This window comes from Leucothrix arctica (assembly GCF_003172895.1).
Taxonomy (GTDB): domain Bacteria; phylum Pseudomonadota; class Gammaproteobacteria; order Thiotrichales; family Thiotrichaceae; genus Leucothrix; species Leucothrix arctica.
The window spans coordinates 14,154-30,089 of record NZ_QGKL01000042.1 but is presented as its reverse complement, the minus strand read 5'-3'; the positions used below and the strand labels follow the sequence as shown (position 1 = coordinate 30,089).

Sequence of the window (15,936 nt, the reverse complement as noted above, 5' to 3'; positions counted from 1 at the left end):
TACAGTGAGCTATTTAACTTGTTCACTGCGTGTTTCAATCAATAATCGAATGTTTTTGATGATAAAAGAAACCGTACTTAATCCTAAAAATAAAAAGGATAAAGGCACCATTCCTTTGATTACAAAGCGATTTAACAAACCACCAGGATCAGAACTTTTCTCTCCTATTCCTGTTGTCATAAATTGCTGTATTAAACCTGAAATTGAATCAGCGTGAGGTCCCCATTGGTAGGACTCTCTCATGAAAATGAAGCCGTAATAAACTACGATTGCGCAAATTGGAAGCAGTACAAACAATCCACCAATGCTGTTTATGATGGCTTGAGTGCGAGCAGATAGACGTTCAAATATTATATCGACCCTGACGTGTGACTCAGTCTTTAGCGCATAGGAGATGCTTAATAAAAATACTGTTGAATATAAATGCCAAGAAAACTCTTCTAAACCGACAGATGATTTGCCAAATGCATAACGACCTATGACGTTATATGAAATGACTATGACTAATATAATTAATAAAAAACTGGATAACGCACCTAACATATCCATTAATTTATTAATTTTTTTCTCTATCCCAAAGAACATGAAAATTATTCCTAAAAAAGCATTTAAAGTTGAAATGACAACACAAAAAAGGCGCTAAATTTTCTTAGCGCCCTTGTACTTCACATACTAGTTATCTAAATAAGCTTTATCTGAAATATTCGTCCATGCACGTGCTTTACGCATATATTCTCTTTGAGACTCAACAATTTCAGCCGTTAAGCCACCTTTTTCTTCTAAGTCACTGATAAGCTCTTTGTTCGCCTCTTTTAGTGCACTCATTACTTCCGGTGGGAAGGTTTTGATTTTTATACCTGGGTATTCTTTTTTGATCAAATCCCAATTTTCAGCATGAGCATTCGTCATTTTATTGGAAATATTAAATGCTGAATTTTTCATTGCTGACTTAACGATTTCTTGTAAATCAGCCGGTAGTTTATCGAAAGCCTTATCATTGACCATGTACTGAAGACCAGAACCAGGCTCATGCCAACCCGTATAGTAGAATGGCGCTATTTTGTGGAAGCCCATGCGTAAATCCATTGCAGGACCCACCCACTCTAAGGCATCAATAGTGTTACGCTCTAATGCGGTATATAGCTCACCTGGCGGGATGTTTACAACAGTTCCACCCACTTTAGACATCACTTCACCGGCAAAACCAGGAATGCGCATTTTTAAGCTTTTAATATCATCTAGACTGTTAATTTCTTTTTTAAACCAACCACCCATTTGGTTACCACCATTACCACCTGGATATTGCGTAATACCATATTCGCCATATACTTTTTTAGCCAATTCAGCACCACCGCCATAGTAATACCAAGCAAAGCGTTCAGAGGTGATCATGCCAAAAGGCATGGTCGTGAAAAACAAGGTATTTATATCTTTACCCTTCCAATAGTAGGACGCCGAGTGTCCCATTTCATATTGACCAGTTTTTACAAAATCAAAAACACCAAATGGCGCTTTATGTTTGTTAGCAGAATCAATCGAAATAATTAAACGTCCATTGGACATTTTTTTGACTTCTTCTGCAAACTCATGGCTACCTTCACTGTAAATAGGTAAGCCTGCTGGCCAAGTTTCTGCTAGACGCCATTTAATGGGTTTATCAGCAGCCATAATAGCTGTAGAGAAAGAACTTACGGCTAATACCGCAAGAAAAGATACAATCGTTTTTTTCACAGTTAATCTCCTAATTATTCAACTGAAACATGTCGGAATGACCATTCATTAATTGATTTTTTTAACACTCGTAAAACTAAAATAAACATCGCACGCTAAACACTCGCATAAACCAACCAAGTCACAATTTTGGGGAAGAATGTGATAATCGCAGTTGCCAATATCATCAGTAGAAAGAAGGGAAATACCATCTTAGATATTTCGAAGATGTTCTTTCCCGTCAGTCCCTGAATCACAAACAAGTTAAACCCTAGAGGTGGTGTGATCTGCGCCATCTCAACTACAAAAACTAGATAAATACCAAACCACAGTGGGTCTATCCCAACCGCTTTTACTGCAGGCAAGATGACGGCAGTAGTCAATACCACTATCGAAATACCATCTAAAAAGCAGCCCAAGATAATGAAGAAAACCGTTAACACCGCAATCAATGCGTAATTGCTTAAACCAAGGCTAGAGATCCAAGTAGCCAAGTCTGCTGGTAGACCTGAGAAGGTCATTGCACTGGTTAAGAATGCCGCGCCAATCAGGATAAATGCAATCATGCAAGACGTTTTGGTCGCACCATACAGGCTTTCTTGGAACGATTTTATGGTTAATGAGCCAGAAAACCCTGCAATAACTAAAGCACCAAACACACCTAACGCAGCAGCTTCTGTGGCTGTTGCAACCCCGGAGTAAATTGACCCAATCACCGCAACGATAAGCAGCACAACAGGTAACAGCAGCTTTAAGCGACTAAAACGGTCTCTCCAAGTGGCCACTTGAACGTCGTGAGGAATACCGTTTTTGTTTCGTAGTGACCAAATCATGATATAGGCTGAAAACAGCAGCATTAGCATAATTCCAGGGATTACCCCTGCGATAAACAGTCTGTTAATCGACACCTGTGCCGCTACGCCGTAAACAATCATGATGATCGATGGTGGGATCAGTAAACCCAGTGTTCCAGAACCTGCCAGCGTACCAATCGCAAGCGCTTCGTTATAACCACGCTTTTTAAGCTCGGGCAGAGAAATGCGTCCTATGGTTGCTGTCGTAGCTGCTGAAGAGCCACTCACTGCTGCAAAAATACCGCAGCCAACCACGTTCACATGTACTAATCGTCCCGGCAGGTTTTGTACCCAAGGTGATAAACCAGAGAACATGTCTTTGGCTAAGCTGGTCCTAAACAGGATTTCCCCCATCCAAATAAACAAAGGAAGTGCAGTCAATGTCCAGTTGGCGGTGCTTCCCCAAGCGATGGTCGCAAATACCGGCCCACTGCTGGTTGAAGTAAAAAAGGTGATAACAACCAAACCCACAGCGATTAGGCTAACACCCACCCAAACACCGAGACCTAATAATGTAAATAGCACCACTGCAATGGTAATGGCTTGTACTAAATTTTCCATTATTTGACCTCCTCTGTAACGTCTTCATCAGGGAATGTCTCACCGCCCTTAAGCAAGGTGATTAGGTGTTCGATCAAAGCTATAGTCATTAATAAAATACCTACAAACATTGCGCACTGAGGTATCCAAAGCGGTACCGCGACGATTCCCTGTGACACGTCATGATAAATGTAGGACTCGAACACATATTCACCGACAAACCAGGTTCCCCACGCCAGTATTCCAATGGCAACCAGAGTAGAGATCACATCTAAAACACGGGTAACGTTAGGGCCAAATGCCTTGAATAAAATGGTGACACGGATGTGTCCATTGGCATTAAAGGTTGCTGGTAACGCTAAAAACACGGAGCCAGCCATCGACCATGCCGCAAAGTCATCCGCTGACGGGATTTGTGACCCCACTAGACGAGAGACGATTTGAGCAAGGATTAGTAGCCCTATTCCTGCTAAAAACATAGCCGAAAGAACAGCTGATATGCGATACAGTGTCTGCGTGAATTTCATAAAAACCTGTCATAGAAAAAGAGGCACATGGACGTGCCCCTTTGTTTGCTTAAGAGGGTTATTTCATGCCTTTAATGATGGCGGTAGCGTCATCACCCGCACTCTCTTTCCACTCTTCTAACATTGTCGCGCCAACTGTTTTAAAGTCGCTGGCTAGCTTCTCTGGTGTTCCAGAAACAGTCATACCATTCTCTTTCAACGTATCCGTCGCATCGGTAGTGGCTTTAATCGCCATTTCCCAACCTCGTGTTTGAGCAACTTTAGCGGCTTCAGTCAGCGCTTTTTGCGACTTTTCAGATAACTTTGCAAAGGCTCTTTTATTGACGATAACGAAGTTCTTTGGGATGAACGCTTTAACGTCGTAGTAGTTCTTAACAAAATCCCAAGACTGGCTATCAACACCTGTCGTTGGTGAGGTGATCATTCCTGAAATAACACCCGTTGAGAACGCTTGAGAAATTTCACTGGATGAAATGGTCGCTGGTACAGCACCGAGTAGCTCAGCAAGACGCGCTGTCGATGCATTGTAAGCACGAAACTTTACACCCTTAAAATCAGCACCACTGGTAATTTCATCTTTCATATAAATACCCTGTGGTGGCCATGGCACAGAGTACAACGACATCAAACCACTCTTATCTAGCTTTGCATCATAAAGTGGCTTTGAGGCATCCCAGAGCTTCTCTGCATCATCAAAAGTAGTCGCTAGTAATGGCACAGCATCCGCAGAGTAAGCAGCATCTTCGTTACCCAGTGCTGATATCAATACATCACCAATAGGTACCAAACCTTTTTGAACACCACGCTTCAATTCTGGACGCTTTAGTAAGGCCCCACTTGAAGTTACTTTTATGGTGAGTTCACCTTCAGATAGTCGTGCAACATCTTCTGCAAACTTTACTGCATTCTGCGTATGGTAGTTGCCGTCTGGTTCATTCAGTGACATGTTCCATTCTTCGGCAAGTGCTACAGTTGTAAGTCCAGTTAGCGCTAGCGTTAAAAGAGTCTGTTTAAACATAGGTAATCTCCAAAGGTGTTTTAGTATTGATTAAGAAAGGTCTTCTGAGCGTAACTCCCACATAAAATCGAAAATAGCAGCACGCTCCTCAGCAAGGCTGAGTTGTTGCAATATTGACTTGGCTGCAAGCTCAGCTGAGTCTTGACTAGTTGTATCGATAACCAGTGATGCTTCAAGCTTGCGTGTTGATGGGTCTTCAGAGGGTAATGGCGTTGATAGTGCTTCATCTGGTTTCAGATAATGAACAGCCAATACACCTTGAATTTGGGTAATGTCATCGATGACAGCGTTAACCGCTTTATAGTTAAAATCCGCTGTGTCCAACGTTATAAGAGCTATAGCCGCCCCATTTCCAAAGCCAACTTCATGGGTAACATGCATGACGCGCCGATTGGTATTGGTCATGCGTTCGAAGTTGGTATTTGACCAATTTGTTTGGTTTTGAAAAGCGTTTTGATAGCTTTGAGTTGAGAAGGTTTTTATGTTTTCGGTGCGGTATAAAGCGAGATATCGTCGTGCAGTAGCGGATGTAGATCGGTATCGTCGGGCCCATTGGAAGCCTTCTATAGCGACTCGCTCCGCCATATGCTCACGGTCATACCACTCATTAAAGTCATCTTCATAAGTGGAATCAACATCTGTCCAAACAAATAGCTCTGCGGCATTGGAAGGATTGATTTTCATTTATAACTACTCCTAGTTGATGACCCTTATTAGTAAAGGTTTCTAGGAGCATTTTGGCAAACGGTATAACTTGATCAGTATTGATCAGAATTTCTGTTTTAAGCTATTATTGGTAGTGACTTGACGCTTCTTTCGCCAGCAAAATAATATCTTCAATGGCGCTATTGGTTGAGTAACGATACCAGCATGCGACCAACTTTAAAGGTCTTGGTACATCTGGGGTATTTATGACGACAATACGCTCATCAATCGGCTCAGATTCCAGTGCTTTCGCGGGTACTGTCGCTACACCTAAGCCTTGCGCCACCAACACATTAATAGCAGAAATGGAGGTAATACAGTGGATTTGTGGCGGCTTAATATCTCTCTCAGCAAACTGAGTCAACATCGATAAATGAGGCTGTGAACCTCGCGCAAAAGTGATAATTTGCTGCTGACCAATCTCAGATAATCTGACTTCTTTTTCTGCAATTTGATTATCAATCCTACAAGCCCAAATCATCTGAAGATCAGATAACGGTGTGTTATTAACCCCTTCGTCAAGCACGGAGTCTGTTTGTAAAATCAAGTCGAGAGCGCCTTTGGCAAACAAGTTTTGCAAGGAAGGGGAGGGTTCTATGGTTAGCTCAAACTCAAGTTTCGGGTACTTTTGAGTGATCTTGGCAAGAAAACTGCCCAGCCAAGTATGTACCACTGACTCTATCGCCCCAATTCTAAGCCGTCCTACTAACTCAACACGACCTGCCATATTGCTTTTTAGTGTTCTCTCGGCTGCTAAAACACGATCAGCATCTTCAAGTAACATTAAACCCTTATCACTAATATTAATTTCGTTTCGGGTTCTATCGAACAACTTACAATCCAGCTCGGCTTCAAGGGTTGAGATTCTGCTTGAAATTGTCGCTTGCGATACATTCAGCTTCTCCGCCGCCGCTCTAAAACCTTTTAAGCGCGCCACCCAAACAAATGCTTCTAAAAACCTGATATTCATCACTTGCTTCCTATTGAGAAAAGGCTATTGCGATAGTAAAAATAGTCTCACATAAATATACCAATCACTGTTGCCGATAGCTAACCATCATAGTCATTAAAAGCAAAAACATCCAAGCCAATAAAAGCCACGTAAAACAACTATCTACCTTAAGCATTTAAAAGGTTCAACCGATGAAATTCACACCCGATTTGAAAAAGACGTTACTCATAGGTACCCTCGCACTGACGGCAGCATTTGCCGTGTTGCAAGTAGGTGCAAAAGATCAATTACCCACTTACCAAGGACTAAGCAGCCACCTCACCACGGTGCTTAGCGCTAATTCGCCAGATGTCATCAACCAATCAATCGAGACACTATCGAATAACTGGCAACGACAAAATATCCCACCAGTACTGGAAGCGCTCACATACGTTCAAAGCCCTGTCGCAAGGCAGCAGCTAATCTCTCTACTAGAAGCAAAAACGGGTCAGCGTTTTGGCCGTAATACCAACAGCTGGTACAAGTGGCTTTGGAACCAGCCAGAAGCCATTCAACCTGACTACGCCAACTTTAAAGCTGATCTATATAAAAATATGGATCCTAAGTTTGATCGCTACTTCCGCTACCGTCAAAGCTCAGCAAGGGTTCGTTTAGACGAAATTAGATGGGGCGGCGTTGAGCAAGATGGCATACCACCACTGCGATACCCAGCGATGATTTCAGCCAATCAAGCTAGCTACCTAGATGACAGTAACGTGGTGTTTGGTGTTGAAGTAAATGGTGACGCACGTGCTTACCCGAAGCGTATCTTGGCATGGCACGAGATGTTTGTAGATACCATCGGCGGTGTTGAAGTTGCAGGGGTTTATTGTACGCTTTGCGGTACGGTTATTCCTTACAAAACAACGTTTAAAGGCAAGAAATACAACCTCGGCACTAGTGGGTTTTTGTACCGCTCAAATAAGCTAATGTACGACAAAGCTACCCAGTCACTATGGAATACCATCAAAGGTGAACCGGTACTTGGGCCACTTGTTGACCAAGGTATCGCATTGGAGCACTTGCGCGTGGTAACGACCACTTGGGGCGAATGGAAACGCAGACATCCTAGTACCACCGTGCTGTCACCAAACACAGGACATAATCGAAACTATGGTGAAGGCGTTGCCTACAGTCAGTACTTCGCAACTAACGAATTGATGTTTAATACGCCTTTTTCAGATACGCGCCTGAAAAACAAACAGGAAGTATTGGCGCTCCGTTTCTCTGCTGCGCCTAACCAACAGCTGGCAATTGATACCGCGTTTCTGAACAAAAATCCGTTGTACAAAAATAAAATTGGTCTGCAAGAGCTGTTGGTTCTGACTGATAGATCGGGCGCTAACCGAGTTTACGATCCTAAAGACGTCAACTTTGTGAACTATGACCGTGATAGCACGCTAATAGACAGCACTGGGCAAAAGTGGCGCTTGTCAGAGAGTGATTTAACTGCTGAAATAGACGGCAGACGTTTAGCCGCTTTACCGTACCATCGTGCGTTTTGGTTTGGCTGGCATGCCACTTACCCTGAGACTCGGTTAATCAAATAAACTATGCCCATCAATGCGCTGATCATCGTCGGAATGACGACCTTACTTTGGGGTTTCACCGGAGTCTTTATTCGACTGTTACCTGATTATCCGCCATTGACTGTTACGGCAGGCAGAATCATTGCAGCAATGCTATTTCTCCTGCCGATCTTGGTATTCACTAGCAAAAACAGACGGGCATTTAAAAACACGATCAAACGCCCTATTGCCTACTTATTGGCGCTGCACTTTGTAGTTTACTACCTGCTAAGCACCATTGCTTTCCAAATAGCACCGATTGCAGAAGTGGCGCTATTAGTCGGTACTTCGCCGGTATTTGTGTTTGTTTTTCGGATTTTGAAAAACGATATTCCGAATCGTCGTGAAGTCCTCGGAGCCTCCTCGGCCATTATTGGTATCGTTATTATTATGGGGCCTAATATTTCATTTAATGGCGATATGTCATGGCAGCGTCTAACGGGGGATGTTTTAGGTATTTTGGCTGCTATAACCGCTGCGTCTTACGCCACTATTTACCGTGGTCTCAATGAGAGAAACACGGCTCCTGATACGTTAAGCGTGTCACTACTCACCTTTATATTGGGCAGTATAATTGTGCCCGTATTAGTCTCGCTTATTTCAACACCTTCACACGTAGAAGCAATCGACGGTTTTGCACTACTCATGTTGGTCTGCCTTGGCGTTATTTGCACCGCACTCACCACTTACGGCTTTGCCATTGCATCAAAAGAGTTACCCTCGGTAGTCACCGCAACTGTCATGCTAGCGACTCCCTGCTTTGCAGGTTTGTTTGCCTACCTGATTGTCGATGAAACCTTGTCGCCGTTATTTATCCCGGGTGGTTTGTTAGTACTTGGCGGGATTGCATTGATCGTAACTACTTCAAAACTGAAGCAGCCAACGACCAAAGCAGTTACCTAAACAGCTAATTACTTAAACTTGCTTTCTAAAACCATAAATCCATCGCACTAGCAAACCTGCAATCAAGCCCCAAAAAGCAGAACCGATACCCCCAAGTACAATGCCTGAAGCCGTGACTAAAAATGTAATTAGCGCGGCTTCTCGTTCGCTATCTACAGAAAGTGCGGTCACAAGTCCGTTAGCAATCGTGCCAAATAACGCGATACCCGCAATCGCCAATACTAGCTCTTGTGGAATTGAAGAAAAGAACACCACCACCGCAGCACCTAACAAACCAACAATGATGTAAAACACGCCTGCCATAAACGATGCTAGGTAACGTTTCTTAGGATCAGTATCGGTATCTTCACCCATGCAAATGGCAGCGGTAATCGCCGCAAGATTAAACGCAAAACCACCAAATGGCGCAAGCACTAAGGATGCTACACCCGTCCAACTAATTGCTGAAGATAACGGGGCCTTGTAGTTATGCGCCTTAAGAATGGCAATACCCGGTAGGTTTTGCGAAGTCATGGTAACGATAAATAACGGTATACCAACACTCAGCAACGCCAACCAGTTAAAGGTAGGAAATACAAACTCTGGCCTAGCCAAAGTCAGTGTTAATGCGTCAAAACGAATACTGCCTTGCAAGCCTGCGTAAACCAACCCAACGATCAATACCAACATAATGGCAAAGCGTGGCAAGAAACGCTTTCCCAGCAAGTAGGTCACGAACATCAGCGATACCATGACTAGTTCAGTCTCCATTGAGACAAACACATCTACCCCAAAGCGAAACAACACACCTGCGAGCATAGCTGCGGCTATCGGTACGGGAATAATGTCGGTGAGTCTCTGGAACCAGCCGGTGACACCACTCAAGATAGTTAGCAAGGCTGAGAATATGAAAATACCAATCGCATCTGACATCGGTAAACCGACTAAACCTGTGGCTAACAAAGCCGCACCGGGTGTTGACCATGCGGTCAAAAGCGGCATGCGATAGTATAGTGATAAGCCAATACTGGTTGCGCCCATGCCGATACAGAGCGCCAACATCCATGAAGTCACTTGTGATGGTGTTGCACCCGCTGCACTTGCCGCCTGAAAGATGATGGCAACGGAGCTGGTAAAACCCACTAAAACAGCGATAAACCCTGAGATGAAATGCCGTAACGCTAGACCCTGTAACATAGTAAATGCAGCCGATTATGATGAAAGATGCGCAATCATAACGTCAAATTTACACACGACACAATCAATTGATTTAAACTACAAATACCAGTATTTTTACTGAATTATTATCACAACAATTAGGACTATCTACTGGGTCTAAATAGAAAAACAGGTTTCCCCCTGAAAACATCTAGATATTATTTACAATAGCAGGCCGCTCTGTCTTCGCTAGCTAGCAACGAATGGCGTATCAGCAGTTTAACTGGAGCAATAGCTTGGTGAAAAATACCGTTTAGAAACGGTTTCCATATCACAACGGTATGAAGCATTTTCCCTCATGCGATCCGGGTATCATGGCTAACGGTAAAAAGTATTGGTCAAAACTGTAATTATTCGCAATCTTATGCAATAAACATGAGTCACAACAACACAGAGAAATTTTATGACAGCGATACGCCTTGGGATGACAAATAACCGTGCGGTACTAATTGTGGAGGGGCGAGCTATCGACATCGAAACACGTTCTGACAATCAATTTTCCACAGACCCAATGAAACTTTATGAGCACTGGGATAACTTTGGTGAGTGGGCCCGTCAGCAAACACTAAACGGTGATGAGCCAACACTAACCAACGCGGACCTTCAATGCCCTGTTCCACATCCTCGCGCAGTTTACGGCATCGGTTTGAACTACAAAGATCACGCTGAAGAAGCAGGTTTAGAAATGCCTAAGCAACCGATGGTGTTTACTAAATTCCCAAGCTGCATTGCAGGGCCAACAGCTGAGATACCACTAACTTCTAACCGTGTTGATTGGGAAGCAGAATTGGTAGTTGTGATTGGACGTGGTGGAAGTGATATCGCAGAGAGTGATGCAATGTCTCATGTCGCAGGCTATAGCGTTGGGCAGGATATTTCTGATCGTAGACAACAATTTGCAGACCGCCCTCCTCAATTTAACCTTGGAAAGTCAGCGACTAATTATGGCCCTATCGGCCCCGTTGTTGTGACCACTGATGCCTTTGATGACCCTGACGCTCTGCCACTCTCTTGCGAAATAGATGGTGAAGAAGTTCAATCTAGTACAACCGCTAATTTGATTTTCTCTGTCACGGAGTTAGTTTCTTTTCTATCAAAATGGACTGAGCTTATGCCTGGCGATGTCATCTTTACAGGTACACCGGCTGGGGTTGGTTCCGTGCGTGATCCGCGCCGTTATTTGATCGAGGGAGAAGTGATTACTACAACAATTCCTGGTATTGGGACGCTAACTAATAAGTGCGTGGCAAAATAACTAACTGCGCACCCGTTTCACTTTAGTTGTGAAGCGGGTATCGCAACGTTGTTGCAAAGAACTAATATTTAACAGTCGACTGTAGGTTTGAACGCTTTCCGCCACCTGATCAGCAAGCTCACGCCTTGGTGCAAGAACTAGAATACCCTACTCCTCAACAGTTTTGATAGCTCATCACACAGACCCAACTCAGCAAATGTCATAGCAAAGCGTTCCTTGGTTTAATTTCTTGGGTTGATGCATTTGGCATTTCATTTCTTTCGTTTAAATTAGTCACTGACAGGCAAGGTAGTATTGCTGGTATTGAAGCACTTTGTCATGCTAAGTCAAAGAGTTTAATTGCCTTGTGGTTTAAAAAGAGTCGCTCACTATCGGAGTCGGCCATTTGATAGCGCAATTAACACATCACCTTCAAATATCTCATTTTCAAACTTGAGAAAAATCTGGACGAATGCTCCCACTACGATAACAATGCCCTTCCCATCAAGGCAGAGTGACTGCCCCTCCACCAATAAGGAAATCTCCCTTGGACAATACCCGCGGTAGTCTCTACATGATTATGGCAATGGCTGCCTTCACTATGGAAGACATGTTCATTCGCCTAGCCACTGCCACCATTCCGCTAGGAGAGATTTTATTACTTTTTGGAATTGGTGGCACCGCAACATTCCTCGTGCTTACTCTGCGCCGTGGCGAAGTCATTTTTCACAAAGCTATCCTGTCAAAGCCCATCCTCATCAGAATGTTCTGTGAACTAATCGGGCGGATGTGCTTTATCTCAGCGTTGGTTATCATCCCTTTCTCAACCGCTTCCGCTATCTTACAAGCAACCCCATTGGTCGTTGTTGGCGGCGCTGCGCTAATGTTTGGAGAGAAAGTTGGCTGGCGTCGTTGGAGCGCCATTCTATTTGGATTTATCGGCGTACTTATGGTAATTCAACCGGGTATGGATAGCTTCGACCCTCTGTCATTACTGGCAGTGGTTGGCATGTTAGGACTTGCAGGAAGAGATTTAGCAACCCGCGCCGCATCATCTGAACTGTCCAGTATGCAATTAAGCACCTACGGGTTCTTTGTGCTAATTCCAGTAGGAATTATATTACTAATGTATAGCGGCGGTGCAAGTGTAACCGATGCTAAAACGTCACTGTATATACTGGCGACCATAGCTTGTGGCTGTATCGCCTATTACTCACTCACTCTGGCCATGCGCACAGGCGAAGTGTCTATAGTCACGCCGTTTCGATATTCACGAATGGTATTTTCACTAGCCGTTGCCATGGTCATGTTTGGCGAAAGGCCGGATTGGGTAACACTCACGGGAATAATGATTATTATCAGTGGAGGGATTTATACACTGTTGCGAAGTCGCCAGACTTAATAGTCTACTTACTTTTTATCAGACTTATTTATTGCTACGCTGCTGCAAAATAGCACCACCACAACATTGATTGCCTCCACTTTTTTAAATCAGAGGTAATCAGTGTCGGGCTACATTTATCACAACCTGAAGTAACTTCTAAGACTTTAGTCTCAATAATTCGTCAATCGCCCTACTCACCGAAAGTACTCTATCATCTTGATCAAGTGGCGCTGAAATTAGCACTCCAATAGGCAGTTCATCAGCATCATCACCGATTGAAAGACTAACTCCAGGCATACCTAGGTAATTACCCAACATGGTATTACGAAGTGCTTTCAAATTAGTACTGGCAAACAGCTCATCCGATGCCTCTAACTCGGCTATATCTGGAGCAGTAATAGGCGTTGTTGGAAATAGTAAAAACGCGTCTCCCAGCATCTCAACCGTCTCTTTCTGAAGTCGCTCACGTGCCCACTGGAGCCTAATATAATCAGTGGTACTCATCTGTTTAGCCGTAAGCATACGATTACGAACACGTTGATCCATATCCTCAGCTTGAGCGCTCAACAGTAGTTGCTCGTGGTTAGCATAGGCCTCTGCAACCGTCAGTGTTCCATGGTTTTTAAATAGCTGGTTTACTTCATCAAACAATGGAAAGTGCTGTACTTTTATGGTTGCGCCAGCTGCTTTCAGATTCTCTAATAACTGATTAAACGCATTTTTTATATCACTGCTAATATCATCAAAAACAATATTTTCTGGCACTAAGAACGTTGCGTTTTTAAGATCTGTAATTGGTACAGAAGTAGAGACTTTGCCACGCATGAAAGCATCAATTTGAATCAAGTCATCTACCGTATTAGCAAATGAACCGAGTGAATCAAGGCTGCTAGATAACGGAAATACGCCTTTATTTGAGTATCGCTTTTGCGACGATTTAAAACCCGCAATACCACAAAAGCTCGCTGGCACTCTGACAGACCCAGCAGTATCAGTACCGATAGCTAAAGGGGTAAAACCTTGCGCCACCGCTACCGCAGAACCCGCTGAAGAACCACCGGGTGCTTTTGGGCTAGCCGAGCTATTTGGGTTAACAGGAGTACCATAGTGAGGGTTTAAACCAAGACCCGAGTAGGCAAACTCAGATAGATTTGTCTTTCCTAAACAAACCAAGCCTAAAGCACTACAGTTACTAACCACTTCTGCATCCTGTTTTGCAGGCGCGGCATCTTTATAAACTTTAGAGCCAGCTGTCGTGGGTAGTCCTTCAAGATCAAACAGATCTTTCCAAACAATAGGTACACCGTCCCAGTCACTCAGAAGCTGACCATTTTTGCGTCTTTCATCACTGGCTATCGCCTCATCCATTGCACGTTTTTCTGTGACATTGATAAAGATAGATTGATCAGAACAGTTTCGTATCGCTTCAAGTGCCTCAGTGACTAACGCTTCAGAGGTGAATTCATTAGTACTAAGCCCAGTGGCAATCTCTGCCGCTGTTTTATTAATGATTAAAGGGTTCATAAAAGCACCAATACGATTGAAGGAAAGACAATTAATAGGATTAGAATAAAAATATAAGCGGCAATAAACGGTAAAGTACTTTTAGAAATTTCTTCTATCTTGGTACCAGAAAGTCGGGCTGCGATGAATAAATTAAGCCCTACCGGTGGTGTAAAGTTACCAACAGCCAAAGCAATTACGGTAAACACACCAAAGAATACTGGATCAATGCTACTAGCAGACACTAACGTTCCCAATGTTGGAACTAACAGTACCAATGCGCCGACGTTATCTAAAAATGTGCCTGCAACTAGCAGTAGCAACATCACTAAAAACATAATCAGCATTGGCTCTTGGGTTAGCCCCATAATGCCACCAGCAATAGCTTGAGGAACCTGTTCAGCGGTTATGATGAAGGAGAATGCATTAGCCGTTCCCATAAGGTACATAACCACTGCCGAGCTTATAGCCGTGCGAACAAAAATAGGCCCCAAACTACTGAATGACATGTTTCGGTAAACAAACAAGCCAATGATCAAGCCATAAAGACAAGCAACCGCTGCTGACTCGGTCGGTGTAAAAATACCACCATAAATACCGCCTAAAATAATCATTGGCATCAGTAGCGCGAGTCCACTCTCAGTCACAACTTTACGAATATCCTTACGATCTAAAACAGGCTCTCGTTCCAGCTTATTTCTTCGAGCATAAATATAATTTACCAGCCCTAATGAAAGCGCAATCAAAAAGCCCGGTATGATGCCGGCTATGAACAAATCACCAATCGAGACTTCTGCAATGGTTCCGTAAACGACCATAGTCAAACTCGGTGGAATAATAAGTCCTAACGCACCAGAAGAAGCTACAACGGCTCCAGCAAATGGTGCTGGGTATCCACGCTTAACCATGGATGGAATGAGAATCGAGCCAATAGCCGATGTGGTCGCAGGCGCTGAGCCTGAGATAGCGCCAAAGAAGGCAGAAGCTCCTGTAGACATCTGAGCAAGACCGCCCGGATAACGTCCTAGTAGTAGTCCTGATAACTTTACTAGGCGATCAGAAATTTGTGCAGCAGCCATGATATTTCCCGCCAATAAAAACAGCGGAATCGCTAAAAAGGGAAAACTATTGAGGCCATTAAAAAGCTTCTGAGGCATTATAATTAAAGGAATAGAGCTACCGAAATAAAGCGCAGCGATCGACGCTAAACCCAATGCAAAAGCAATAGGCGTTCCGATGAGTAATAAGACAAGTAAAGTCCCAAACAGTATCTCAGTCATTGTTAGCACCTACCCAGAGTTGCTTGATCGCGTGTTCCGTCATAAATATCAGAGCCAACACTGAACAAATCGGCATGGCCATTGAGATATACCCAACCGGCAAGCCTGATGCAGTCGATACTTGCTTCATCGCACGAAGAGATAAGTCGTATCCTTTAAATACAATAATGACCAAAAACAGTGTCACCGAGAGATAAACGATGATTGAGAAAATAAGTTTTAACCGTTTTGGTAAGCCATTTAGGATGAAGTCCATGGCAATGTGGTCACCATGGCGAAACGCAACGGCTGCGGCTAAGAACACACACCAAATCATCGCGTAAATCGATAATTCACTAGCGGCCGCAAGAGAGAAATTGAATAAAAAACGACTAGCAACCTGCGCGATCATCAGCGCTAACACCGACGCTAGACATAAACCAGCTAGACCTTTAATTAGCAGCTCCAGACTATCGAGGACTTTCGTCATACAGGCTTCTCCGAATAAGACTCCCGCCATTAACGGGAGTCGTGTTACGACTC

The 15,936-nt window shown here is 43.7% G+C and carries 15 protein-coding genes; 4 read left to right on the top strand and 11 right to left on the bottom strand.

The window, feature by feature from the left end; translation table 11 throughout:
* Positions 1-9 precede the first annotated feature (9 nt).
* From DKT75_RS17270 to DKT75_RS17240, 7 genes are all read right to left on the bottom strand, one after another.
* Positions 10-585 (bottom strand): TRAP transporter small permease subunit, encoded by a 576-nt coding sequence (locus DKT75_RS17270; protein WP_109825119.1) that lies wholly within the window; start codon positions 583-585, stop codon positions 10-12.
* Between the two features lie 87 nt (positions 586-672).
* Positions 673-1,731, bottom strand: a complete 1,059-nt coding sequence (locus DKT75_RS17265; protein WP_211665476.1) for a TRAP transporter substrate-binding protein — start codon at positions 1,729-1,731, stop codon at positions 673-675.
* Positions 1,732-1,826: 95 nt separating this feature from the next.
* Positions 1,827-3,125 carry a TRAP transporter large permease gene (locus DKT75_RS17260; protein ID WP_109825117.1) on the bottom strand — a complete coding sequence of 433 codons (1,299 nt, stop codon included), beginning with the start codon at positions 3,123-3,125 and terminating at the stop codon, positions 1,827-1,829.
* Complete coding sequence (locus tag DKT75_RS17255) at positions 3,125-3,631, bottom strand: TRAP transporter small permease (RefSeq protein WP_109825115.1); 507 nt, start codon at positions 3,629-3,631, stop codon at positions 3,125-3,127. Before DKT75_RS17255 ends, DKT75_RS17260 begins: the two co-directional genes overlap by 1 nt.
* Positions 3,632-3,689: 58 nt before the next feature.
* Positions 3,690-4,649 carry a TRAP transporter substrate-binding protein gene (locus DKT75_RS17250; protein ID WP_109825113.1) on the bottom strand — a complete coding sequence of 320 codons (960 nt, stop codon included), beginning with the start codon at positions 4,647-4,649 and terminating at the stop codon, positions 3,690-3,692.
* Positions 4,650-4,679: 30 nt separating this feature from the next.
* Complete coding sequence (locus DKT75_RS17245; protein WP_109825109.1) at positions 4,680-5,333, bottom strand: DUF4286 family protein; 654 nt, start codon at positions 5,331-5,333, stop codon at positions 4,680-4,682.
* Positions 5,334-5,439: 106 nt separating this feature from the next.
* Positions 5,440-6,324, bottom strand: a complete 885-nt coding sequence (locus DKT75_RS17240) for a LysR family transcriptional regulator (protein ID WP_109825107.1) — start codon at positions 6,322-6,324, stop codon at positions 5,440-5,442.
* Positions 6,325-6,497: 173 nt separating this feature from the next.
* Between DKT75_RS17240 and DKT75_RS17235 the strand changes: the two genes are divergently transcribed.
* Entirely contained in the window at positions 6,498-7,895 is a 1,398-nt protein-coding gene (locus tag DKT75_RS17235) for a DUF3179 domain-containing protein (protein ID WP_109825105.1), read from the top strand.
* Positions 7,896-7,898: 3 nt separating this feature from the next.
* Positions 7,899-8,816 carry a DMT family transporter gene (locus tag DKT75_RS17230; protein ID WP_109825103.1) on the top strand — a complete coding sequence of 306 codons (918 nt, stop codon included), beginning with the start codon at positions 7,899-7,901 and terminating at the stop codon, positions 8,814-8,816.
* A gap of 12 nt (positions 8,817-8,828) precedes the next feature.
* Here the strand turns inward: DKT75_RS17230 and DKT75_RS17225 are convergent, their stop codons facing one another.
* The gene (locus DKT75_RS17225; protein ID WP_109825101.1) at positions 8,829-9,992 is read right to left on the bottom strand and encodes a benzoate/H(+) symporter BenE family transporter; all 1,164 of its coding nucleotides are present in this window, start codon (positions 9,990-9,992) and stop codon (positions 8,829-8,831) included.
* A 424-nt stretch (positions 9,993-10,416) separates the two neighbouring features.
* Here DKT75_RS17225 and DKT75_RS17220 point away from each other — a divergent pair, with 424 nt between their 5' ends.
* Together DKT75_RS17220 and DKT75_RS17215 are read left to right on the top strand one after the other, a co-directional pair.
* Positions 10,417-11,268, top strand: coding sequence for a fumarylacetoacetate hydrolase family protein (locus DKT75_RS17220; RefSeq protein WP_211665475.1), 852 nt, complete (start codon positions 10,417-10,419; stop codon positions 11,266-11,268).
* A 526-nt stretch (positions 11,269-11,794) separates the two neighbouring features.
* Complete coding sequence (locus DKT75_RS17215; RefSeq protein ID WP_211665474.1) at positions 11,795-12,649, top strand: DMT family transporter; 855 nt, start codon at positions 11,795-11,797, stop codon at positions 12,647-12,649.
* A 138-nt stretch (positions 12,650-12,787) separates the two neighbouring features.
* Here the strand turns inward: DKT75_RS17215 and DKT75_RS17210 are convergent, their stop codons facing one another.
* The 3 genes from DKT75_RS17210 to DKT75_RS17200 are packed head-to-tail and all read right to left on the bottom strand — an operon-like array spanning position 12,788 to position 15,883.
* Positions 12,788-14,155: an amidase gene (locus DKT75_RS17210; protein WP_109825097.1), complete on the bottom strand. Its 1,368-nt coding sequence runs from the start codon at positions 14,153-14,155 to the stop codon at positions 12,788-12,790.
* A complete protein-coding gene (locus DKT75_RS17205) occupies positions 14,152-15,414 on the bottom strand; it encodes a TRAP transporter large permease (RefSeq protein ID WP_109825096.1) in 1,263 nt (420 codons plus the stop codon). Before DKT75_RS17205 ends, DKT75_RS17210 begins: the two co-directional genes overlap by 4 nt.
* On the bottom strand, positions 15,407-15,883 hold the full coding sequence (locus DKT75_RS17200; RefSeq protein WP_158278905.1) for a TRAP transporter small permease: 477 nt from the start codon (positions 15,881-15,883) through the stop codon (positions 15,407-15,409). The genes DKT75_RS17205 and DKT75_RS17200 overlap by 8 nt, the downstream gene beginning before the upstream one ends.
* Between the last annotated feature and the right edge of the window lie 53 nt (positions 15,884-15,936).

Coding starts and splice junctions, on each gene's coding strand:
- DKT75_RS17210 (WP_109825097.1), bottom strand. CDS start 14,155: ATGAACCCTTTAATCATTAATAAAACAGCGGCAGAGATTGCCACTGGG.
- DKT75_RS17245 (WP_109825109.1), bottom strand. CDS start 5,333: ATGAAAATCAATCCTTCCAATGCCGCAGAGCTATTTGTTTGGACAGAT.
- DKT75_RS17270 (WP_109825119.1), bottom strand. CDS start 585: ATGTTCTTTGGGATAGAGAAAAAAATTAATAAATTAATGGATATGTTA.
- DKT75_RS17220 (WP_211665475.1), top strand. CDS start 10,417: ATGACAGCGATACGCCTTGGGATGACAAATAACCGTGCGGTACTAATT.
- DKT75_RS17260 (WP_109825117.1), bottom strand. CDS start 3,125: ATGGAAAATTTAGTACAAGCCATTACCATTGCAGTGGTGCTATTTACA.
- DKT75_RS17205 (WP_109825096.1), bottom strand. CDS start 15,414: ATGACTGAGATACTGTTTGGGACTTTACTTGTCTTATTACTCATCGGA.
- DKT75_RS17255 (WP_109825115.1), bottom strand. CDS start 3,631: ATGAAATTCACGCAGACACTGTATCGCATATCAGCTGTTCTTTCGGCT.
- DKT75_RS17230 (WP_109825103.1), top strand. CDS start 7,899: ATGCCCATCAATGCGCTGATCATCGTCGGAATGACGACCTTACTTTGG.
- DKT75_RS17225 (WP_109825101.1), bottom strand. CDS start 9,992: ATGTTACAGGGTCTAGCGTTACGGCATTTCATCTCAGGGTTTATCGCT.
- DKT75_RS17250 (WP_109825113.1), bottom strand. CDS start 4,649: ATGTTTAAACAGACTCTTTTAACGCTAGCGCTAACTGGACTTACAACT.
- DKT75_RS17240 (WP_109825107.1), bottom strand. CDS start 6,324: ATGAATATCAGGTTTTTAGAAGCATTTGTTTGGGTGGCGCGCTTAAAA.
- DKT75_RS17235 (WP_109825105.1), top strand. CDS start 6,498: ATGAAATTCACACCCGATTTGAAAAAGACGTTACTCATAGGTACCCTC.
- DKT75_RS17200 (WP_158278905.1), bottom strand. CDS start 15,883: ATGACGAAAGTCCTCGATAGTCTGGAGCTGCTAATTAAAGGTCTAGCT.